A 23,063-nucleotide genomic window follows, 5' to 3' on the forward strand; every position below is an offset into this window, starting at 1 on the left:
GGCCGATCTCATGTCCCTGTTACGCCGTTGGTTTGATCCAATCCGATCGAGTTGGTTTTACCAAAAACCGACCCGTCAAACGGTGTTATCTATTGAAGATGGGCTGAGTATCCATTTAAGACTGGACGATGTCTACAGTTATCTGGCGGTACAGCAGTTGCCCCAGCTCGAAGAAATTTTAAGTCCGGCATTAAAACCGCTAAAAGTGATCATTTCTAGTGAGCATGCCGAACCGCCGAACCAGATGTCTTTTGATGAATGGCAGCACTACACGATTAATGATGCCAAGATCTTGTCGAAACAGCATCGCTTCAGTTTTCACGACACACCGGAATTACCGAGTGCTGAGGCCTTAAAACAGGCCGAACTGATTTTGCGCTATACACCGCTGCGGGGACAGGATTTTCTGTACTTGCTGGAAGATGTATTCCATATGCTCTGGCAGAAGCAGACCGGAAAGTTGCGCACCCTGTATGTCATGGCCAGTCGCCATCATCAGCCACAGGATTTTCCCGAACGTATTTTTGACCAGACGCCCATACTGGCCAGCTATTTTAATTTAGGCGGACGCCAGTATCAGGCAGTCGATGACCTGTTGCGTCTCACCCGGCGTCTGGAGCAGCAAAAACTGCTGACCGGTAATCCGATTTTTATGATCGATCACATTGAATGGCGTGAGCATCTGATCAGTGATGCCGAAGAACTGAACGAGATCCAGTCGATGGATCCGGAACTGGACTTGTATATCGCGCTGGAAGATCCGATTTCCTGGCTATTGCTTGCCTACATCAAGGAAGAGCTGGCGGATTTTTATAATATCCAGCTGAATGTCTATCCCTTGTCCTATCGTGGCCGGGACAAGTTTGACTGGAGTCTGGCTACTCGTTTATCCAAACGGACTGATGTTAAATTCACCCCGTTCTGCCGGCCGACCGAGCAGGCAATCGTACCTATGGCCCAGTTATTTTATAGCTGTCCTGAAGAACAGCGGATCGAGGCTATGTATGAGATTTTGCATGCCGTGTGGACCCAAGGGGCAGACCTGTCTTATGCGCCACATTTCAGGCGTTTGCAACAGCAGTTAAATATTGTGGAGCTGACCCAGGACGACATTCTGGCCAAGTTGCAGGATAACGACATGCTGTGTGAAATGAAGTCGCAACCAAACTTTCCAGTGCTGGAATTACGCATAGATGATCAAAGTTATACATTTAATAGCTTATATCGGGTCTGGATGATTGAAAGTATTTTCAGTAATGTGTTAGAAGAAAAGTATAAGAGTAATAATCAAACTGAAAGTGAACTGAAAAAACATGGAAAAGATCAAAGCTGAATCATTACAACATGCACGTCACCAGATCGATGCCATTGATACAGCTTTAGTTGAGCTGATCGCTGCGCGTCAATTTTATGTTGATCAAACTACCCGTTTCAAGAAAACCGAGACTGATTTGCAGTCACCCGAACGTATGGAGCAGATTGTAGAAAATGTGAGAGCTCTGGCGCAAAAGCAGGGCGTTGATCAGGAATTTATAGAACATCTGTACCGTGAAATGTTCCATTACTTTATTCAACGTGAACTGAAAGAGTTTCGTCCTTAAGTGATGTTCAGATTCATTTTCTGCTGATGAATATGATGGTTTCTGGCATATCAAACTCGTGCCTCAAGATTTGCTTGAGGCTGTCTCCTTAAAAACCTGATTTTTCTCTATCAGCAATAGCTATAACATGGTTCTAAATAAATTTAGGGCTATCGGATGATTGCTTTTGTTATTGCTGTTTTTGCTCTGGCTGGCCTGATTAAAGGCACGATTGGTTTAGGTCTGCCTGCAGTATCTATGGGTTTGCTGACCATATTTATGAGTCCTTTTCAGGCCGCGACCTTACTGATCGTACCTTCACTGCTAACCAATTTCTGGCAGTTATTTGCCGAAGGTCATGTCCTGCAATTAATCCGCCGTTTCTGGCTACTGCTGACCGGTATTATCATAGGTTCAGTGTGGAGTATTTTTCCGACTTTAGGTCATGCTGAATTTCATAGTGAAGCCCTCTTGGGAGGAATGCTGGCCCTGTATGGTCTCTACGGTCTATACGCCAGAACAATGCCAGATTTGAGCCGGCATGAAACATGGCTCTCTCCGATGATGGGTTATCTGGGCGGTGCCTTGACCGTGGCGACCGGTGTCATCGTAATTCCGGTCGTGCCTTATTTACAGACTTTACATTTAAAACGTGACGATCTGGTCCAGGCTTTAGGCTTGGTATTTACCACCTCGACTGTATGTCTGGCCATCTTTTTGCATCAAAATCCTGTTGAAGATATCCCGACCGATTATACGATGTCAGCGATTGCACTCCTTCCTGCGCTGATCGGGATGTGGTTCGGCAAGAAAATCCGCTATCGTATTTCTGAACAGAAATTCCGGACGGTATTTTTTATTGGCCTGATGGTCCTGGGCAGTTATATGATGCTGCATCAATTCGGCTGGATTTAATCCAGAATTTTTTGTAGATCTGCAGAAACTAAAAACTGGCTGAAGTGCCGATAAGTCGTATTGAGTTCATCAAAATTTTTTGCGGCCAATAACAGTTTGCGGTTAGCCCAATCCCCATCCAGCTTGATTTGCCTAAATGCATATAATTTTGCCAGACGTTGCGCGGCGCGTTTTGGCATGATGGCAATGCCAACACTATTGGCCACGACTTGGGCAACCGCTGCAAAATTCGGTAAACGCAGGCGGTATTGAATCTCACAGTTCAGCAAACTGGCCTGGGTTTCAATCGACTGCTGTAATGAGTGATATTGCATCAAACCGACAAAGGGGTAATTTAAACAGTCTGCTAATTTTAATGTCTGAATATGACTTAAATCATGCTGTTCCGGACAGATCAGGACCAAAGGATCATCTGCAAATTCCAGTGTGTGTAATTCAAATGCAGGGAAAAAGCTCGAGATTAGTCCGAGTTTGGCAGTACCGTTGTTTAAAGCTGTAATGATGTCATTGCTTTCTGCTTCTTTTAAATCAATCTGGATATGGGAATTTTTAACCAGATATTGTGGCAGCAGTAAAGGCAGGTATTCGCTCTGTGCTGAGGAATTACACCATAAACTGATATTGGTGTTCAGTTCCTCACCAAAGATGGCCATGGCCTGAGACAGTTGGTGTCCCTGTTGCAAGAGCACTTGAGCATGGTCAGCAAAGACCTGTCCTGCATAAGTCAGTTTCACCCCGCCTGAATGACGGGTAAACAGACTGACCTGATAGTGTTGTTCCAGCTTTTTAATCCGCTCACTGACCGCTTGCAGGGAAATGGCAGAGCGTTCAGCACCTTTGGTCAGACTACCTGTTTCGACAATATTGAAAAAAAGATCTAAATCAAAAAAATCCAGACGCATCAGCAGGATGCTCACACAAAAGATCAGCCCTATCTTAAACAATTCTTGTGCTATAAAAAAGCAGCCATGTGGCTGCTTGAAAAATTAAGTCTGAGAATTATTTTTTATCGGCCAGACCAAAGAACCAGTTCAATAGAAGGGCAGCAAAAGTTGCGGTACCAATCCCACCCAGATTGAAGCTGCCAAAGGTCAGGGCAAAATCACCTGTACCCAGAATAATGGTCACCGCGGCTACCATCAGGTTTTTGTTCTGCGAGAAATCAACCTTGTTTTCAATCCAGATTTTGGCACCGGCAATGGTAATCAAACCAAACACCACGATCGAAGCACCCGTCAGGATCGCTGTTGGAATCGTGTGAATAATCGCACCAAACTTTGGCGATAAACCCAGAAACACGGCAAAGACACCCGCGACGGCAAAGATGATGGTCGAGTAGACCCGGGTGACGGCCATTACACCGATGTTTTCACCATAGGTGGTCATACCCGGCGCACCCACACTACCGGCCAGCGTCGTGGCAACGCCATCTGCAACAAAGGCTTTACCAATATACGGATCCAGATTTTCACCGGTCATTGCACTTACAGCTTTAATATGTCCCAGATTTTCAGCCACCAGAATCAGTGCAATCGGTGCAATGATCAGCATGGCGTTTAATTCAAAGGTCGGTGCGTGGAAAGTCGGTAAACCGAACCAGGCAGCTTGTTGAACGGGAAGGAAATTGATGGGCGTGCCATAGCCCATGACATTGCTGAGTACAAAGTAGATCAGATAGGCCAGGAGCAGGCCAATCAACAGGAGCAGACGCTGTAACAAGCCACGGGTAAATACGGCAATTGAACCCATGCACAGAACGGTGACCAGGGACATCCACATATTAAAGGTATTGCCCATCACGCTTTTCACCGTGACGGGGGCAAGATTCAGGCCAATGATCATCACCACGGCACCGGTCACCACCGGGGGCATCAGCTTTTCAATCCAGCGGGTGCCCGTCGCCATGACCAGAAAGCCCATCAGCGCATAGAAGATACCACAGGCAATGATACCGCCGGCTGCAGCACCAATATTCGGATTGAGTCCGCCACCACCTGCATAACCGGTTGCTGCGATCACTACCCCAATAAAAGCAAAGCTTGAACCTAGATAACTTGGAACCCGGCCACCTGTTATCAGAAAGAACAGAATGGTACAGATCCCTGACATTAAAATTGCCAGATTTGGGTCAAAGCCCATCAAAAATGGTGCCAGTACCGTTGCACCAAACATGGCAAAAGCATGTTGTACCCCTAGGATCAGGGTCTGGGCAGGCGGTAAATACTCTGCGGTACCTACTGGTCGTGCATCGATACTACCCTCGTAAGGGCGCCATTTGGGAAACCAATTGGACATAAAATGAGCACTCGAAAGATAAATTGTGCACATCATACTCTTGTTTTTTTCAAGATTTAATTACCAGAACAAAAATTTTGTTCAAATTAATTCTATGACTTTATTTAATATTTTACCGTGCGGTAAAAGTTTTTAAAATTAAAACTAAAGTTAAATCAGTAGATTAATTCCCGAACAATTCATATTCAACTTCTATAACTAATTTTAATTTGATATATAAATAAAGCTTTTTGTAGCTATTGACTGGTCAATAAAAAAGCACATCGTATAGATGTGCTTTAAATTGAAGTCAGAAAATCAACCGGTATTGCGTAAACCAGCCGCAATTCCGGCAATACTGACCATCAGCGCATGATCCACCGGGGTGTTTTCGGCCTGTTGCTGTTCAAGATATAAACGGCGACGTTTCATCAGTTCGGCTTGCAGCAAGTGCAAGGGTAACAGATACGGTTTACGCACTTTCATGGACTGATCCAGTACGCCGTTGCTGCTCAGAAGTTTCGATTCACCTTTCAAGCTTAACAGGGTTTGTACGGCATCCTGCAAACGCTGGCGTAACGCTGTTCCCAGAATTTTCAGATCTTCATCCTGGGTCAGATGCGATTCATAATACAGCGCTACATGGGCATCGGCTTTAGACAGTACCATTTCCAGCATATCAATCAGGGTCTGGAAATATGGCCACTCGGCCAGCATTTCATCGAGTACAGTACGCTGTCCCTGATCCAGGACCTCATTCAGTGCGGCACCGGTCCCGAGCCAGGCAGGTAACATCAGGCGAATCTGGGTCCAGGCAAATACCCAAGGGATGGCACGCAAGGATTCAATTCCGCCGCTGACTTTACGTTTGGCGGGGCGTGAACCCAGGGGCAGCATCTGTAGTTCAAGCTCAGGGGTAACGGTACGCAGATATTTTACAAAATGCGGATTTTCCCGTACCGTCTGGCGATAGACCTGAACAGACAGTTCGGTCATTTGATGCATCAGGTCGCGCCATTCCTGTTTTGGCTCAGGTGGCGGGAGCAGGGTCGCTTCCAGGGTTGCAGCGGTATAAATTTCCAGATTTTGCAGCGCGATTTCTTCCAGCCCGAATTTAAAGCGGATCATTTCACCCTGTTCAGTCACCCGGATCGCACCGGAAATAGAACCTGGTGGCTGAGAGAACAAGGCTTGTTGGGTGGGCGCACCACCACGGCTGATCGAACCGCCACGACCATGAAACAGGGTCAATTGCACGCCATGTTGCTGGGCAACTGCGGTCAGTTCTTCCTGTGCACGATACTGTGCCCAGTTGGCCGACATAAAGCCGGCATCTTTGGCAGAATCCGAATAGCCAATCATGACCTCATGTTTGCCCTGAATATGCTGTTTGTACCAGTGCATATTGAACAGGGTCGACATGGTTGCGGCTGCACCATCCAGATCTTTTAAGGTTTCAAACAGAGGAACTACTCGTAACGCCTGCTCGATACCGGCTTCTTTTTGTAAAAGCAGTACCGCCAAGACATCACTTGGATATTCCGCCATGGAAATAATATAGGCACCCAGAGACTCGCTCGGCTGTTCGGCCAGTGTGCGCATGGTGGCAAAGACTTCCTGTACATCCGGATGTTCAATCAGGCTGCCGGCCGGTTCATTCAGATGTTTCGGCAGTAACGGACGCTTGCTTTGCAATTCCTGCAGTAAAAAGTTTTGACGGGCCTGTTCGGTCCAGGTTTCAAAATTCCCCAATCCCAAATATTCGGTAATGGCTGAAATCGCCTGACGGTGACGCCCGGATTCCTGGCGGATATCCAGTTTTAGCAGTTCGATCCCAAAACTGTTGACCCGGTAAATAAAGTCCAGCAGGCTGCCATTGGCAATTTCGGCCAGATTGCAGTTCATCAGTGAACGGTAGCAGGTCAGGAGCGGTTGTAAAAGTTCGTCTTTACTTTTAATCACCAGACTGTCATCAGCATCATTGCCTTTTAATTTTTCTGCCAGCCAGTGCCGCGTCGCTTTCAGGCGGGTACGGGTGTCACGTAAATATTCACGATAGGGTTCTGGATGGGGCTGGCCCAAGGCTTCGGAAATTTCCGGACTGCATTGCTGAATGGACAGTTCCCAGCGCAGGTTTTCAATATCGCGTACATAAAGGTCGGCTGCTTTCCAGCGTGACAGCCACAGTACTTCCTGAGTGACGGTGTGAGTGACATTTGGATTGCCGTCGCGGTCACCACCCATCCAGGAGGCAAAACGTACTGGTGCGACATCTAAGGGCAGGTTCTGGCCACATTGCGCTTGCACCATGCCATTTAGTTCGCGGATAAATTTCGGGACTGCATTCCACAGGGTCTGTTCAATGGTGGTAAAACCCCATTTGGCTTCATCGATCGGAGTCGGGCGATGCTGACGGATTTCATCGGTTTGCCAGGCAGAGCTGATCAGCTGTTTCAGATCGGCCAGAACTGCCTGACGTTCACGTGGCGTCAGTTTCTGCTGGTCGAATTTGGACAGGGCATTATTGATGCCATCATATTTTTGAATCAGGGTACGGCGGCTGACTTCTGTGGGATGCGCGGTCAGGACCAGTTCAATTTTCAGTTCACAGATTTGCTGATACAGCGTATCAGCAGAAATTTCCTGCTGTTTAAATTTTTCAAATAAAGGCACCAGAGGATTGGGCGATTCTGCAGTGTCATCAAACTCGCTCTGACGGCGACGACGTACCACATGATATTGTTCGGCAATATTGGCAAAGTTTAAAAAGTGGGTAAAGGCACGGGTCAGCGGCAGGATTTCGGCATCTTCCAGACTCAAAAACAGTTGTTCCAGTTGTTTTTCTGCTTCGACCTGTCCATCGCGAGCGCCTTTGGACAGGGCACGGATCTGCTCGATCTGATTAAACAAATCCTGCCCGGCATGTAATTTTAAGGTTTCCCCAAGCAAATTACCCAGTAAGCGTACGTCTTCGCGTAGTGGTGCATCAATCTGTTGAATCATTTTTTATTCCCTCACATGCATGCTTTGACTATACCGCGACTGCATGACAATCCAAGTCCCCTAGAGACAAAAGTTGCAGAGCATTGGCTGCTTTTTTAGCAAATTTTAGGCCATATACGGTGATCGGCGATCAGTCCGAAGGAAAGGAGTTAATCCGGCAGGGCATATTTCAGCATAAACAGTTCAATGGCCTCGCTAATAATCTGTTGCTGTTGTGCGCTTGAAGGGGGAGGGCTGAGACCCAGCAGGATTTTCTGATGACGGGTTCCGGTCAGAAGGGACACGATCAGCTCGGTCTGTTTTTCTGGAAGATCGACCTGAATAAAGCGGTATTGCTGGGCCAGGGTAAAAAAATCATTCCAGACTGCATCCAGTTTGCTATGCGAGGCCTGATAAAACTGTTCTGCCAGAGGACTTTGCTGCGAGGCCAGTTCCATCAGCAACAGGTCCAATTTGATCGCTTCTGGTAAATGAATAATATTTAAAGCGCGCTGACAGGCCTGATAAAACACCTGCGCAAAGTCGCTGCTCGGCTGCAACAGCTGAGGATGTTCATGCAGAATGGCTTCACAGGTATCCTCAATCGCACAGCTAAACAGGGTAGCCTTGTCCTGAAAATGGTTATACACCGTCAGCTTGGTCACACCTGCCTCACGTGCAATCTGGTTCATGCTGGAGGCATGATAGCCATGCGCTAAAAACAGCGCTTTGGCCACACTCAGGATGCGCTGACGCTTTTCCAGATCCTTGGGTCGTCCTACAGGTATTTGCACAATTTCTTCCAAAAAAAGTCAACACGGTCATTGCTTTGGAGCTTGAGTTGTAATTAGTGTACCGGGTGGTATATTAATTAAAAAACAAGCAATTCAATATATCAGCATAGTTTGCCCTAAAAAAGACGATCAGATAAGAGCGAATAAGATGAGCAGGATTTACAGCGTATTGGCTGGCATGGTGGTGCTTTGCAGCGTGACCTTAACTGGCTGCAGCAAAGATACTGCTGCAGCAGAACAGGAAGTTCCCTTTGTCATGGTGGCCACACCCACCACTTCACAGCATGAATTAAAAAGTTATGCTGGTGATGTGCAGGCGCGCCAGCAAACGGCGCTGGCATTTCGGGTGGCTGGACAGGTGACCCAGCGCTTCGCCGATGTGGGTGACCAGGTCAAAGTCGGGCAAGTCTTGGCAACTCTGGATGTCAAAGATGCCCAGCTGCAGCTGAATGCAGCACGTGCCCAGCTGGAAAGCGCGCAGTCTGCCACTAAGATTGCTCAGGATGAATTACAACGTTTCAAGCAGTTATTGCCATCCAATGCCGTGAGCCGCTCACAATATGACGCGATCGAAAATCAGTACAAGACCGCCCTGTCAAATCTGAAGCAGGCACAATCCAATTATGATACCGCTAAAAACCAGACTGCTTATAACCAGCTGATTGCCACCAGAAACGGCGTGATCACTGCACGCAATATTGAAACAGGACAGGTGGTCGCTGCCGGGCAGGCGGCGTATGAGCTGGCGATTGCCGGTGAGCGTGAAGTGGTAATTGGCGTACCGGAACAGGCTATTTCGGAGATCAAGGTTGGACAGGCAGCTACAGTGACATTATGGTCCAAACCTGAAGAAAAATTTGCCGCTTTTGTCCGCGAGATTTCACCGGCAGCGGACCAGTCGCGTACCTTCCGGGTTAAAGTTTCCTTACGTGAAGGCAATGGCCAGATCCAGCTGGGACAAAGTGCCCGGGTATTTTTTCAGCACAGCCACGATAATATGCTCAGTGTGCCGCTATCCAGTGTCTCGGCAACGGATCAGCAGGCTTATGTGATGGTGGTCCAGCCGGATCATACCTTACGTAAAGTTCCGGTTCAGCTTGGTGCCTATGGCCGGGACAGTGTTCCTGTACTCAGTGGCCTCAAGCCGGAAGACTATGTGGTGATTGGCGGCGTACATCTGCTACGTAACCAGCAAAAAATCAATCCGATTGATCGTGAAAACCGTCGTGTGACCATTCAGGCAGGGAGTTAAGCATGAACTTTAACCTGTCGGAATGGGCCTTAAAAAATAAAGGTCTGGTGCTGTATTTTATGATCCTGCTGGGTCTGATCGGCATCGTCTCTTATTCCAAACTGTCGCAAAGTGAAGATCCGCCTTTTACCTTTAAAGTCATGGTGATCCAGACCTATTGGCCGGGTGCCAGTGCCAAAGAAGTATCCCTACAGGTCACTGACCGGATTGAAAAGGAACTGATGACCACGGGACAGTATGATCGCATCATGGCCTATTCGCGTCCGGGTGAATCCATGGTGACTTTTGTTGCCAAGGATTCCCTCGCTTCGAAAGATGTCGCGGATGTCTGGTATAACGTGCGCAAGAAGGTGGGCGATATCCGGCATGAATTGCCACAAGGGATACAAGGTCCATTCTTTAATGATGAATTCGGCGATACCTTTGGCAATATTTATGTGCTCAAGGGTAAAGATTTTGACTATGCGACCCTCAAGGAATACGCCGACCGCTTACAGCTGCAACTGCAACGGGTCAAAGATGTTGCCAAAGTTGAGCTGATTGGCCTGCAAGACCAGAAAATCTGGATTGAAATTTCCAATACCAAGGCCATCCAGCTGGGCGTTCCAGTGATGGCGATTCAGCAAGCCCTGCAGCAGCAAAATGCCACCACCCAGTCTGGTTTTTTTGAAACTGGTTCAGACCGGATACAGGTGCGGGTCAGTGGTGCATTAAACAGTGTTGAAGAATTAAGACAGATGCCGCTGCTGGTCAATGGCAAAACCATTCAGCTGGGGGATGTCGCGGAAGTCTATCGAGGCTTTAGTGATCCGGCACAACCGCGGATGCGCTTTATGGGCGAAAACGGCATTGGTATTGCTGTATCGATGCGTAAGGGCGGGGATATTCTGGCACTGGGTAAACATCTGGAACAGGAGTTTGCCCACCTGCAAAAAACCTTGCCACTCGGCATGGAACTGCAAAAAGTCTCCGATCAGCCGGTGGCAGTTAAACGCAGTATTAACGAATTTATGAAAGTGCTGGCAGAAGCGGTGATTATCGTATTGCTGGTCAGTTTTTTCTCGCTCGGTTTCCGGACCGGTCTGGTGGTGGCTTTCTCGATTCCGCTGGTGCTGGCCATGACCTTTGCCGGTATGCAGCTGTTTGATGTCGGACTGCATAAAATTTCCTTAGGGGCTCTGATTCTGGCCCTCGGTCTTTTGGTCGATGATGCCATTATCGCGATTGAAATGATGGCGATTAAAATGGAGCAGGGTTATAGCCGTTTACAAGCGGCCGGGCATGCCTGGCGCACCACGGCTTTTCCGATGCTGACCGGGACCCTGATTACCGCTGCCGGTTTTCTGCCGATCGCCACTGCAGCCTCGAGTACCGGGGAATATACCCGTTCGATTTTCCAGGTAGTGACCATCGCATTGCTGGTATCCTGGCTGGCCGCGGTACTGTTTGTGCCATATTTAGGCGATAAACTTCTACCGGATTTCAACAAAGATTTAATTCAAAAAGCACCGTGGTATCAGCGGCTCTGGGCACGTCTGCGCAAACAGCCGGAACCGGCGCCGATTGTGCATCATGCCGGTGAACATTATGACCCTTATGAAACCCGGTTTTATCAGGGTTTTCGCCGTTGGGTCGATGCCTGTGTGACCTATCGTAAAACTGTCATTGCTGCCACCGTCGGAATTTTTATCCTGTCTATTTTAATGTTTAAGCTGGTGCCGCAGCAGTTTTTCCCGCCTTCGAACCGGGCGGAAATTCTGATAGATCTGAAACTTGAAGAAGGTGCATCACTGAAGGCCACTGAAGCTGCAGTAAAAAAAGTCGAAGCCTTTTTATCGAAACAAGAGGGCATTGATAACTATGTGGCTTATGTCGGGATGGGATCGCCGCGTTTCTATTTACCGCTCGATCAGCAGTTGCCGCAAAGCAGCTTTGCCCAGTTTGTGGTATTGGCTTCATCGCTGGAAGACCGTAATGAAATCCGCAAATCCTTAAGTGACCAGATTCGCAGGTTATTGCCGGAAGTGCGTACCCGGGTGTCCTTGCTGGAAAATGGTCCACCTGTGGGCTATCCACTGCAGTTCCGGGTATCGGGGGAAGACTTGGGGCTGGTGCGTGAATGGGCGCAGAAAGTCGCTGCCACCGTGAGTGAGAATCCGAATACCACCAATGTGCATCTGGACTGGGGAGAGCCGAGCAAAGTCATCAAATTGCAGATTGATCAGGATCGTGCCCGTCAGCTTGGGGTGAGCAGCAGTGAACTGGCCAATGTACTCAACAGCTCGATTTTGGGGGCCGGCATTGACCAGTACCGTGAAAAACGTGAACTGATTGAAATCCGTTTGCGTGGTGCTCAGGCTGAACGGGTGGAGGTAGCATCTTTAGCCAGTCTGGCTGTTCCGACCGCAACCGGTAGATCGGTACCTTTGGCGCAGCTTGCCAAAATTGAATACAGCTTTGAAGAAGGCCTGATCTGGCATCGTAATCGCTTGCCGACCATTACCGTACGTGCCGATATTCGTAGCAAGTTGCAACCCGCTACTGTGGTCAATGAACTCAAAGAGCCACTGGAAAAAATCCGGGCAGAGCTGCCGAATGGCTATCTGCTGCAAGTGGGCGGTACAGTTGAAGAATCGGCTCGTGGACAGAACTCGGTTAATGCCGGCATGCCTTTATTCCTCGCAGTCGTCATGACTTTATTGATGATTCAGCTCAAGAGCTTCTCACGGGCTTTTATTGTGTTCCTGACTGCACCTTTGGGCATTATCGGAGTAGTGTTATTCCTGTTAATTTTCAATAAACCTTTCGGTTTTGTGGCGATGCTTGGGACGATTGCCTTATCCGGAATGATCATGCGCAACTCGCTCATTCTGATTGACCAGATTGAGCAGGATATTCAGGCCGGAGAGTCGCAGTGGGATGCCATCATCAATGCCACGGTACGCCGTTGTCGTCCGATCGTATTGACCGCACTGGCTGCGGTGCTGGCCATGATTCCCTTGTCCCGCAGTATTTTCTTCGGGCCGATGGCAGTGGCGATTATGGGAGGTTTGATTGTAGCCACACTATTAACCCTGTTTTTCCTGCCTGCCTTATATGCACAGTGGTTTAAAGTGAGAAAAAGTTTAAATTCTGTTTAAATTTGTCATAATTTCAGGTGCGAAATTATGAAATTTTCAATATAGTAGCACCTGAGATTTTTATAATTTAAAAAAATAAGTATTTGCTGCATTGGCCGAACTGCCAATATGGTAACGAGGTTGATCCAAACATGACTCAAGTTCCATTAACCAAGATGCGACGCTCCGTAGCGATGGCTTATGTCTTCATGTTTTTGGCCTTATTTACGCTGGTTAGTGGATTATTCGCCTACTGGTTTGCCCGTAAAGTCACCCAGGTCGATTATGCAGAAGTCTGGTTACAGGCACAGGCACTATGGATCATGCGTAATATCGTGATTTATACCATTTTGGCGATCTTTGCTTCGCTGTGGTTTATCCCACTGTTTTTCTTTGCCTGGGATAGCCAGCTCTGGGTCAAAGCCTGTGTAGTGACCGGGGTGATTTTCAGCTTTATTGCCTTTATTTTTCTGATCAATGCCTGGTTTAAAGGTATCTACAAGTTTTCGCAAAACAAAGCAGTCTTCTAAAAACATATAATTTTTTTAAAATTTCCCCTTGTAAAACTAGGTTTAACCCCCAATTTTAAACCTCAATTGAATATTAAACGAAATTCCGTGAGGAGCATCGCCAGACATGGCTAAACGTGATTATTATGAGGTTTTGGGTGTCGCTAAAACCGCTAGTGATGATGAAATCAAAAAAGCCTACCGTAAGTTGGCGATGAAATATCACCCAGACCGTAACCCGGAAAATCCTGAAGCAGAAGAGAAATTCAAAGAAGCTTCAGAAGCTTATGAAGTCCTGTCTGATAGTGAAAAACGTAGCATGTACGACCGTATGGGCCATCAGGCCTTTGAAGGTGGTATGGGCGGTGGTGGCTTCGGCGGCGGTTTTAGCGCAGAAGACATTTTCAGTCAGTTTGGTGATATTTTCGGTGGTGCTTTTGGGGGTGGTGGTCGTAGCCAGCAACGTGCCCGCCGTGGTTCAGACTTACGCTATGTGATGGAATTGACCCTGGAAGAAGCAGTTAAGGGTGTCAAGAAAACCATTACCTTTACTGCACCGGCACCGTGTGATGCCTGTGATGGTAAGGGATCAAAAAATCCAAACGATGTAGAAACCTGTCCGACCTGTCATGGTGCAGGTCAGGTGCGTATGCAGCAAGGTTTCTTCTCGGTACAGCAGACCTGTAGCACCTGTCGTGGTCAAGGTAAAATCATCAAGAACCCATGTAATAAATGTCATGGTTCTGGTGTAGTAGACCGACAGCAAACTCTGGAAGTGACTATTCCTGCCGGGGTAGATAATGGCGACCGTGTACGCTTGACTGGTAAAGGTGAAGCGATCCGTGACGGCCAGCCTGGTGACTTGTACGTAGAAGTGGTGGTGCGTGAGCACGAAATCTTCCAGCGTGATGGGGCCGATCTGTATATGGATGTTCCAGTCTCGATCGTGGATGCTGCCTTAGGCAAGGAAATTCAGATTCCGACCCTCGACGGTCGTGTCAGCCTGAAAATTCCTGAAGGAACGCAAACTGGTAAACTGTTCCGTTTACGCGGTAAGGGTGTTAAGCCGGTACGTAGCAGTATGCAAGGCGATTTGCTGTGCAGGATTGTGGTTGAAACGCCAGTCAACTTAAGTTCACGTCAGCGCGAACTGTTAAAAGAACTCCAGGAAACCATGGATGGTGACGACAGCAAGTCATCACCGAAGAAAAAATCATTCTTTGACCGTTTATTCGATTAATGGAATGAAACTAGAAAAAGGACGCTTTGGCGTCCTTTTTTATGGCTTATAGCAAATTTTATTCTGCTGTAGGTTTCTCAATCAGAAGGGCCTGCATATTCTCAAGTCTTATCAATCCCGGCAAACCCCATTTTTAGATATAGTTTCCTAAATATGAATAGGTTTTAAATCTTTTCTCTGCCCTGATTTTTTCAAAAAGATCCCGGTCGCCCTTAGTAAATTTAATGATTTTAGGCAAGAAAATGATTTCATTTTCTCTACTAAACAACAAGTTGATATATCGATCTGGATTAGACCAGCCATGTCTATCTTTAAAATAGAAAGCTGAATAATCTGCACAGAATGCCTGAATACTCATATATTGTTTATAATCTATAAAGACTTTCTGCTGGCATAAATAAGCTAGAAAATAGAGGAATGATCCTTCTGAATAGGTATTTTTAATTTTTTCAAAGTTAATATCTTGTTTTAATTTTTCTAAAAGTGCCTCGGGTGAAGAATATAAGGCTTCTAGCAAAACTTCTAACCACTTTCCAATGATAAAACTACCTTTTGGAGAACCTAAGAACCAGGATTCGACACACGGCAGATCATGAATAAAATGACATTTTCTATAAAAGCCAATAAGTTCATAATGAGTTTGATTATATTGATTTAAGCCAGTAATGTTATTGATCGAGGTGTTGGTCAGAGTGGAGGCATCAATCCAAAAACCGCCATAATTGTATAGTAGAATAAGCCTTAATAAATCACTCCGAAAAGTAGGATTCATATCATCCTTAAATAAATCATATTCTGTATAGTCTCTTATATTGTCTTTATTAATTAAGGTAATCTCATAGCCCGGGTTTAAATTTTCAAGTTTTTTAACTATTTTGTTAATGAGCGGGGGAGGATTTGAATCCCAATATAACCATATATTTTTTTCAATAGATTTGGGTTGAGTGAGTTTATTGTATTCAAACAAATCTGAATAATGAAATTTTTCTGTTGTATCAACATAATCATTAAATTTTAAATAGAATTCTTCCCATCCTAAAGGTTTATCTGAGCCATTCACAATATTGAGATCTGATCTGCAGGATAAATATTTATTTTCTATTTTTATATTAAGGTGATATCCATGATGATGAACGATCAGATTTACTTCTTGTAAATTATCAGTTAAAGAAAATTTATTTTCTAGAAAGAATATATATTTCTTGGAATCATTTAGCTGAATAAAAATGTTTTTTCCATCAAACAGTACTTCATATATACCAATCGGGATACCATCCCTATAGCATTTTAATGAACTGGTCTCTAGGTCATAGCCCAATATACCACCATGGAAACCTACTAAATTTATATTATTCAAAATTAAACCCTGGATATCATTTATTTATATAAAATTATATTCAGCTTGCAAATATAATTAATGAGTCTTGTTGGATAGATAAATAAGTAATTTTATTGGAAATAGAAAAACTATATTATAAATTATTCCTCTTATAAAACCCCAAACGCAGTTAAAAAATATGAGGAAAAAGCTTCATTATTACGTTCTAAGTAATCAATTTTTCTAAAATCAACTTACTATTTTATATACAATATATTAATTTTTATAAATATAATCAATATGATGGAGAACCATAATTTTTTATATTTTTCTCCTATTCGCTTGTTTTCAGTCCTTTGTCAGGGAGCTTCATGGTCAGCCACAATTGAAACAGGAACTGTAGCAAGTATCTATAAGAACGGCTTTGTGACATGCTCACTGTCAGGGAGTTTCGTAAAAAAGTATTTTTATTGAATTTATGCAATGCATCTTAGTGTTATTCCAGAGTTTTGTTATAGTAAGAACAATTTTGGATCAACATCAGGACTATGTTATGTCAGCTACACCACGCATTGGGATTTTGGGTGCAGGCGGTCGTATGGGGCGTATCCTTATTCAGGCTGTGCATGAAGCAGGTTATCAATTGGCGGCTGCAGTAGAACGCCCTGAAAGTACCTTATTGGGTGCTGATGCGGGCGAACTTGCCGGAATTGGCGCAACAGGTGTGAAGGTCGTGGGTAGCCTTACAGATGTAGTCAAAGACTGTGATGTCGTGATCGATTTCACTGCACCCGCAGCCACCGTCAATCATCTTAAAATCTGCCGTGAAGCGGGTGTCGCCATCGTGATTGGTACGACGGGTATGAATGACGAGCAAAAAGCCTATCTGGAACAATCTGCGACGGAAACCCCTGTAGTCTATGCAGCGAATTATTCAGTGGGCGTAAACGTCTCGATCAAACTGCTTGAACTGGCATCTAAGGTGTTTGGTGATACGGTTGATATCGAAGTGATTGAAGCACATCACCGTCATAAAGTCGATGCGCCATCGGGTACAGCTTTGATGTGGGGTGAGGCGATTGCGGGTGCTTTAGGCCGTAACCTGAAAGAAGATGCGGTATATTGCCGTGAAGGTCATACTGGTCCGCGTGAGCGTAAGAGCATTGGCTTCCAGACCATTCGTGGTGGCGATATTGTCGGTGAACATACCGCAATGTTTATTGCCGACGGGGAGCGTGTGGAAATTACCCATAAAGCCACCAATCGCATGAACTTTGCTTCTGGTGCGGTACGTGCTGCTGCCTGGGTAGTGGGCCGTGAAGCGCGTAAATATGATATGAAGGACGTGCTTGGTTTTAACGATATTCAGGTTTAAAATCGAGTTAAAATCATTTATAAAAAAATCTAAAACTAAAATAAGACGAATAAAAAATGCAAAAAATGATTTTCCTGCTCTGTGCAGTGGCGCTTGGTGCCATTGCGCAGGCCAAGCCTGTCGGGACGCCTAAACTCAGTATTCATAAAAATAATATCAAGGTCTGGACCTACCAGAATGAACAAAACCCGGTCTTTCTCTATAAAGCTGAAACCACCTATACCGCACCCATTGAAAATGCCGTGTCCCTGATTCTAAATGTCGAGCATGCCGTACAGTGGGTTCCCTATATGGGCAGCATCAAGATCCTGTCCCGTGATGATAAAAAAGGCGACTTTACCCTGTATATGGTGCTGGATTTTCCATTTCCCTTAAAAGACCGTGACCTGATTGTACAGGGCAAGATGATCAAGGAAGCCAATGGCCAGATCACCATCAAGAATAAAGCCATCCAAAGTGGTTATCCTTTAAACCCGGATTATGTGCGTTTAACCGATTATCAGGGGGACTGGACTTTTCAGAAACTGGCCAATAACCAGGTCAAGGTTTCAACCTATGGTTATGCCAATCCGGAAGGTTCCATTCCTTTGACTTTTGTGAATATGTTTGTGCAACAGCAGCCTTATCAAATGCTGCAAAAGATGAAGACTGAACTGGCCAAACCTGCCAGTATTGCGGTCTTGCCTGAAGCCCTGCAATAAAAAAGACCCAATTTCTGGGTCTTTTTAACAGCTGAAAATAAGCAGGATTTAAGCTGTAAAATCTGCTTTAAGCACAATCCGGTAACGGGCTTTGCCTGAATGCAGATGTTCAATCGCCTGGTTCAGCTGTGACATCGGGAATACTTCAATTTGCGGAGCAATATTTTTACGTGCAGCAAATTTCAGCAGCTGGCGCAGTGCAGCTGGCGAACCTGTCGGTGAGCCGCTTACTGACTTGGCCCCACCAATCAGCATGCCAGCCGGAATCTGCATCGGTTCCAGAGGTACACCGAGCATATGTACAGTACCATTGGGTGCCAGAGTTGCCAGATAAGCCTGCCAATCCAGAGTCACATTGACCGTACTCAGCAATAAATCAAACTTGCCACGCTGGGCTTTTAAGGCAGCCGAATCACGGCTATTGACCACATGGTCAGCGCCCATGCCTTTCAGCTCATCACTTTTATCCAGATTTGAGGTGAAAGCGGTAATCTCACAGCCCCAGGCTTTTAGCAGCTTGATGGCCATATGCCCTAAACCGCCAATACCAATTACGCCAACATGGTGAATGGCCTGAATCTGATGTTTCAGGATCGGATCAAATACGGTAATCCCGCCACAGAGTAGGGGGCCAGCACTTTCAGGATCAAGATCTTCGGGTAGGGGAATGACCCATTGCCATCCGGCACGCACTTTGTCGGCAAAACCACCGGCATGTCCGACAATGGTAGCCACCTGACCGCCAGTACACAGCACCTGCTGGCCTGAAATACAAGGATCGCAATATTGGCAACTTTCTGCCGTCCAGCCGATACCCACCCGTTGACCAACTTTCAGGCCTTTGGCTTCTGCACCCAGATGGGTAATGGTACCGATAATCTCATGTCCTGCTACAACCGGATACACTGAAGAACCCCAGTCATTATTGATCACTGAAATATCGGAATGACAGAGACCACAGTATTCTACTTTGATTTCGACCTGATGCGGTTGCAGTTCTCCGGCATCAAACTGATAAGGTTCAAGTTCCGCACCTGCAGACATGGCTGCATAAGCTTGAATAATATTATTCGACATGATTTCGACTCTTATTTAAATGGGAGGATATTGTTTTAAAGTCACAATGATTTTCATGGTCATCGACCATACCAACGGCCTGCATAAAGGCATAGCAAATGGTGGGTCCGACAAATTTAAAACCGGCCTGTTTAAGGGCTTTAGACATCTGCTGACTCTCAATGGTTTGAGCGGGTGCTTGCCGATAATCCACAACATCATTATTCAGTCGCGGTTGCTGTGCAAAAGACCCGAGCCAATCCACCAGATTAATCCCTTGCTGTCGCAGCTTTAGCCATGCTTGGGCATTTTCCCGAATGGCATTGAGTTTGCCGCGATGCCGTATCAGGCTAGCATCTTCGAGTTTTATTTGGAGTTGTTGATCTGTAAGTGAGGCGATAGATTCGATCGAATATTTAAAAAAATGTTCACGATAAGCTTCACGTTTTTTAAGAACGGTAATCCAAGCCAGACCGGCCTGCTGTCCTTCCAGACACAGCATTTCAAACAGGCGATTTTCATCCAGCAGGGCCTGTCCCCATTCCTGGTCATGGTAGGTGATATACAGCGGATCATCGGAGCACCAGCCACAGCGTTGCACAGTCATGTGATGCTCCTTGTTTTGATGCTTTTATAATTTAAACACAGTCCATTGATCCTGCTGATTGTCCCAGTACCACAGTTCAGCCTGATCCAGATCGCTAAATTGAATCCACATATCTTTACCAGCCTTGTCAGCATAGCCGGTACTGATCAGAAGCGCATCCTCGGTAATTTCCATCACCCAGCCCTGATAAGTTTGACCATTCAATACAATTTTTTGTTGATTGCCTGATTCAGCAAATTCCACCAGACGATTGATCAACGCTTCTGACATGTAAATATCCTAAAATTAACGTAAATAGGGATAAGGGTTGACCACACCGCGGCCCTTGCCCTGTAAATAGATTCCATAATGCAGATGAGGAGCAGTATGCCGGGCATTACCGCTATTGCCGACATAACCGATCAGCTGGCCTTTTTTGACATGGTCGCCTACTTTTAAGCCACGTTTATGGCCATCCAGATGCGCATAATAATGCCAGGAGCCGCCTGGACCCAGAATCCAGACTACTTTACCACCCAAATTGTTATTACGTAAATCCGCAATCAGGCCCTCAGTCGCGCTAAAAACTTTGGTTCCACGTGGAGCCAGGATATCAATGCCTTCGTGCAGACGTCCGCGACTGCGCGAAGCGCCCCAGGTATCTGTTAATTCACGTGCCTGTACGCGTGCCACCGGGATTGCCAATGAATTAGGCATCTGCAGGCTGTTGAGCTTCTTCACCAGGATAGGGTTCAGTTGTACAGCGGGGGATTTTTTCGGTGTACTGTTACAGGCTGCCAGCAGCACAGTGATGAAAACAATCCATGTCAAAGCAAGGTATTGGCGCACTTTATTCATCCTTAAATATTGGCAATGCTCATGTCGAGCTGATCGATATTTTGCTTTGTCCAGACTATGTCACAGATTGACGCTAGTGATCAATTTTTTCATGGCAGTCGGAATACCGGCATCGGTTGCTGTTTGTGGACTCATCCAGCAGCCTTGCAGTTCAATCGCCAGATGCTCCTGCTGATCCTGATCTACAGCAAAAACAATCGCTTCAAGGTGCCAGGTAAAATGGGTAAAACTGTGGCTAATCTGGGTCTTTTTGACGATATTTTTCAGGCCCAGCTGCTGGCATCGCTGTTCCAATTCATGTGCATTTTCAATAATCGGCAGACACCAGAGACCGCCCCAAAGACCACTATTGGGACGTTGCTGCCAGAGCCAGTCTGTACCGGACTGGATCAGCAAGACCTGAGCAGAGCGTACTGGAACCGGTTTTTTGGCCTTCTTGAAAGGCAATTCATTTTCCAGTCCTTGCTGATGTGCCTTGCAATGCTGCTGCATGGGACAATACAGACACAAAGGCTTTTTTGGCGTACATACGGTTGCTCCCAGATCCATAATCGCCTGAGTATAGTCATGATTGCGTTCAACAGGACAGAGCTGTTCCGCCAGTTGCCATAGGGCACGTTCATGCACCGGTCTGGACAGATCATCTTCAATGGCAAAGAAACGTGACAATACCCGTTTAACATTACCATCCATAATTACGCCATATTGACGTAAACCGAGTGACATCAGGGCGCCCGCGGTAGAACGGCCAATGCCGGGCAAAGCCATCCATTCTTCCAGAGTTTGAGGGAACTGCTGCTGTGCCGTCACGATGCCGGCCGCTTTATGCAGATTGCGGGCGCGGGCATAATAGCCGAGACCTGCCCAGTAAGGTGCAACCTCATCCCATGAGGCTTGACCTAAGTCCTGAACAGTCGGAAAACGCTGGATAAATCGTTCGAAATATTGCAGTACAGTTTTGACCTGGGTTTGCTGCAACATGATTTCAGAGACCCAGACTTTATACGGATCATCTGTCACCTGCCAGGGCAAGTCATGACGACCATGCACATCAAACCATTCCAACAGGGCATCTGAAAATACGAACATGAACACCTAGCAACCGAATAAACAGCAGCTAGTATAGCGGAATCAGCAGGGTGGGAATGTGAAAAGTAGGATAAAAATGGCTGCTCATTTATTTGGGCAGAAGAGTGATTTCAAAAAAATAAACGCTCCGTAGAGCATTTATTTTTGATATAGAACCTGGTTAATCATTAATTCCCCAGCGCTCATCCAGCTTCAAGGTTTTGCCTGCATAACGCGGAATAATATGAATATGCAGATGTTCTACCTTTTCCTGAAATACTTCACCATCAATAAAACCGACATGAAACCCGGCAGGCTGGTAGCGTAATTGTAGTTCATTACGTGCCTGTTCCAGTAAAGACATCAAACTTTTACGTTCTTTGTCGGTCACTTCAAAAAATGAGGCCACATGCCGTAATGGAATCACGACACAGTGACCTTCGGACAATGAATTCGGTTCAGGCAACACCACACCATAATCATTTTTGGCAATGACATCATATTCGTCAAAATTGCAGTAGGGGCAGTTGGTTTCAGCCATCATATACATTCTCCTCTGGTAGGATTTATCTTTCTTTTCTTCATGAAGTATCTGAAATATTCAGCCTGTAAACAAGCCGAATAGTTGTTTCTATTTATGCCAAACGGCGATCCAGTAAGGCGTACATTGCTGCCAGGCCTTTTTGTTCCGCTTCTGGATTGTAGCCAAGATCCACGCCATTGGCTTTGGCCCGTTCATCGGCAAGCGGGTTGCTAAAGCCATGTTTGGCATTTTCAAAAACAGTCACTTCATGTTTGACCTTGGCAGCCTGCATTTCCTCGCGGAAACTGGCAACATCATCCAGCGTTACCATACTGTCCAGTTCTCCATGCAGCACCAGGATTTCTGCCTGTACCTGACCTTCCTGAGCCGGTGCTTTTGGCGTCAGATTGGCATGAAAAGTGACGACTGCTTTTAATGGGGCATTGGAACGGGCCAGATCCAGTACGACTTTGCCTCCGTAGCAGAAACCAATCGCTGCGAGTTTTTCGGGATTAACTTCATCCTGCGCTGCCAGAGCATTCAAAGCCGCTGTGGCACGGTTAACGATGGTGTCAGGATCTGCAAAAGTCTGCATCATCCACTGATATGCCTGATCAGAATTGGTCGTGACTTTTTTGTCCCCATACATGTCCATGGCCAAGGCCGCATAGCCATGTTCTGCAAGTTCACGGGCACGCTGTTCGGTATATTCGTTACGACCCCACCATTCTGGTGCAACCAGTATACCGGCAACAGGAGTATCAGTTTCTGGTGCGGCAAAATAACCGATTAATGGGCTGCCATCCTGTGCAGTGTAATGAATTTCGCGGGTCTTGATTGCTGCCATGCTGACGTCCTCTATTGTTGTTGAATCGCTTGATTAAAACATAACATAGCAAAACTGGTCGGGATG

At 46.2% G+C, this 23,063-nt stretch carries 21 protein-coding genes; 9 read left to right on the forward strand and 12 right to left on the reverse strand.

Annotation, left to right across the window (positions count from 1 at the left end):
• Positions 1-10 precede the first annotated feature (10 nt).
• From AY605_RS13290 to AY605_RS13300, 3 genes are all read left to right on the forward strand, one after another.
• Positions 11-1,333: a hypothetical protein gene (locus tag AY605_RS13290; protein WP_064096861.1), complete on the forward strand. Its 1,323-nt coding sequence runs from the start codon at positions 11-13 to the stop codon at positions 1,331-1,333.
• The gene (locus tag AY605_RS13295; RefSeq protein ID WP_064096862.1) at positions 1,314-1,601 is read left to right on the forward strand and encodes a chorismate mutase; all 288 of its coding nucleotides are present in this window, start codon (positions 1,314-1,316) and stop codon (positions 1,599-1,601) included. Before AY605_RS13290 ends, AY605_RS13295 begins: the two co-directional genes overlap by 20 nt.
• A gap of 156 nt (positions 1,602-1,757) precedes the next feature.
• The gene (locus tag AY605_RS13300; protein ID WP_064096863.1) at positions 1,758-2,495 is read left to right on the forward strand and encodes a sulfite exporter TauE/SafE family protein; all 738 of its coding nucleotides are present in this window, start codon (positions 1,758-1,760) and stop codon (positions 2,493-2,495) included.
• Here the strand turns inward: AY605_RS13300 and AY605_RS13305 are convergent.
• From AY605_RS13305 to AY605_RS13320, 4 genes are all read right to left on the reverse strand, one after another.
• Positions 2,492-3,397, reverse strand: coding sequence for a LysR family transcriptional regulator (locus AY605_RS13305; protein WP_064096864.1), 906 nt, complete (start codon positions 3,395-3,397; stop codon positions 2,492-2,494). The two genes, AY605_RS13300 and AY605_RS13305, sit on opposite strands and share 4 nt — an antisense overlap.
• A gap of 97 nt (positions 3,398-3,494) precedes the next feature.
• Complete coding sequence (locus tag AY605_RS13310) at positions 3,495-4,790, reverse strand: solute carrier family 23 protein (RefSeq protein ID WP_064096865.1); 1,296 nt, start codon at positions 4,788-4,790, stop codon at positions 3,495-3,497.
• Positions 4,791-5,087: 297 nt separating this feature from the next.
• Positions 5,088-7,772 (reverse strand): phosphoenolpyruvate carboxylase, encoded by a 2,685-nt coding sequence (gene ppc, locus AY605_RS13315; RefSeq protein ID WP_064096866.1) that lies wholly within the window; start codon positions 7,770-7,772, stop codon positions 5,088-5,090.
• 149 nt (positions 7,773-7,921) lie between these two features.
• The gene (locus tag AY605_RS13320) at positions 7,922-8,545 is read right to left on the reverse strand and encodes a TetR/AcrR family transcriptional regulator (RefSeq protein ID WP_064096867.1); all 624 of its coding nucleotides are present in this window, start codon (positions 8,543-8,545) and stop codon (positions 7,922-7,924) included.
• A 148-nt stretch (positions 8,546-8,693) separates the two neighbouring features.
• On the opposite strand from AY605_RS13320, the gene AY605_RS13325 reads away from it, so the two are divergent.
• From AY605_RS13325 to dnaJ, 4 genes are all read left to right on the forward strand, one after another.
• On the forward strand, positions 8,694-9,797 hold the full coding sequence (locus tag AY605_RS13325; RefSeq protein ID WP_064096868.1) for an efflux RND transporter periplasmic adaptor subunit: 1,104 nt from the start codon (positions 8,694-8,696) through the stop codon (positions 9,795-9,797).
• A 2-nt stretch (positions 9,798-9,799) separates the two neighbouring features.
• The gene (locus AY605_RS13330; protein WP_064096869.1) at positions 9,800-12,937 is read left to right on the forward strand and encodes an efflux RND transporter permease subunit; all 3,138 of its coding nucleotides are present in this window, start codon (positions 9,800-9,802) and stop codon (positions 12,935-12,937) included.
• A 131-nt stretch (positions 12,938-13,068) separates the two neighbouring features.
• A complete protein-coding gene (locus AY605_RS13335; protein ID WP_064096870.1) occupies positions 13,069-13,446 on the forward strand; it encodes a hypothetical protein in 378 nt (125 codons plus the stop codon).
• A gap of 106 nt (positions 13,447-13,552) precedes the next feature.
• Positions 13,553-14,665, forward strand: coding sequence for a molecular chaperone DnaJ (gene dnaJ / locus AY605_RS13340; RefSeq protein ID WP_064096871.1), 1,113 nt, complete (start codon positions 13,553-13,555; stop codon positions 14,663-14,665).
• 133 nt (positions 14,666-14,798) lie between these two features.
• Here dnaJ and AY605_RS13345 read toward each other — a convergent pair whose 3' ends face one another.
• On the reverse strand, positions 14,799-16,022 hold the full coding sequence (locus tag AY605_RS13345) for a glycosyltransferase family 32 protein (RefSeq protein WP_064096872.1): 1,224 nt from the start codon (positions 16,020-16,022) through the stop codon (positions 14,799-14,801).
• Positions 16,023-16,536: 514 nt separating this feature from the next.
• Here AY605_RS13345 and dapB point away from each other — a divergent pair.
• Entirely contained in the window at positions 16,537-17,358 is an 822-nt protein-coding gene (dapB, locus tag AY605_RS13350) for a 4-hydroxy-tetrahydrodipicolinate reductase (protein WP_064096873.1), read from the forward strand.
• Between the two features lie 56 nt (positions 17,359-17,414).
• Positions 17,415-18,059 (forward strand): START domain-containing protein, encoded by a 645-nt coding sequence (locus AY605_RS13355; RefSeq protein WP_064096874.1) that lies wholly within the window; start codon positions 17,415-17,417, stop codon positions 18,057-18,059.
• Between the two features lie 48 nt (positions 18,060-18,107).
• Here the strand turns inward: AY605_RS13355 and ahr are convergent, their stop codons facing one another.
• From ahr to AY605_RS13390, 7 genes are all read right to left on the reverse strand, one after another.
• Entirely contained in the window at positions 18,108-19,136 is a 1,029-nt protein-coding gene (ahr, locus tag AY605_RS13360) for an NADPH-dependent aldehyde reductase Ahr (protein ID WP_064096875.1), read from the reverse strand.
• Positions 19,126-19,722, reverse strand: a complete 597-nt coding sequence (locus AY605_RS13365; protein ID WP_064096876.1) for a DNA-3-methyladenine glycosylase I — start codon at positions 19,720-19,722, stop codon at positions 19,126-19,128. The genes ahr and AY605_RS13365 overlap by 11 nt, the downstream gene beginning before the upstream one ends.
• A gap of 24 nt (positions 19,723-19,746) precedes the next feature.
• Entirely contained in the window at positions 19,747-19,992 is a 246-nt protein-coding gene (locus AY605_RS13370; protein ID WP_064096877.1) for a hypothetical protein, read from the reverse strand.
• Positions 19,993-20,007: 15 nt separating this feature from the next.
• A complete protein-coding gene (locus AY605_RS13375) occupies positions 20,008-20,550 on the reverse strand; it encodes a M23 family metallopeptidase (protein WP_081406382.1) in 543 nt (180 codons plus the stop codon).
• 69 nt (positions 20,551-20,619) lie between these two features.
• Positions 20,620-21,648, reverse strand: a complete 1,029-nt coding sequence (gene mutY, locus AY605_RS13380) for an A/G-specific adenine glycosylase (RefSeq protein ID WP_064096879.1) — start codon at positions 21,646-21,648, stop codon at positions 20,620-20,622.
• A gap of 160 nt (positions 21,649-21,808) precedes the next feature.
• Positions 21,809-22,168, reverse strand: coding sequence for an HIT family protein (locus AY605_RS13385; RefSeq protein ID WP_064096966.1), 360 nt, complete (start codon positions 22,166-22,168; stop codon positions 21,809-21,811).
• A 94-nt stretch (positions 22,169-22,262) separates the two neighbouring features.
• Entirely contained in the window at positions 22,263-22,997 is a 735-nt protein-coding gene (locus AY605_RS13390; RefSeq protein WP_064096880.1) for a dienelactone hydrolase family protein, read from the reverse strand.
• Positions 22,998-23,063: the final 66 nt, after the last annotated feature.

The sequence above is a fragment of the Acinetobacter sp. SFD genome (genome assembly GCF_001647575.1).
Classification (GTDB): Bacteria; Pseudomonadota; Gammaproteobacteria; order Pseudomonadales; family Moraxellaceae; genus Acinetobacter; species Acinetobacter pecorum.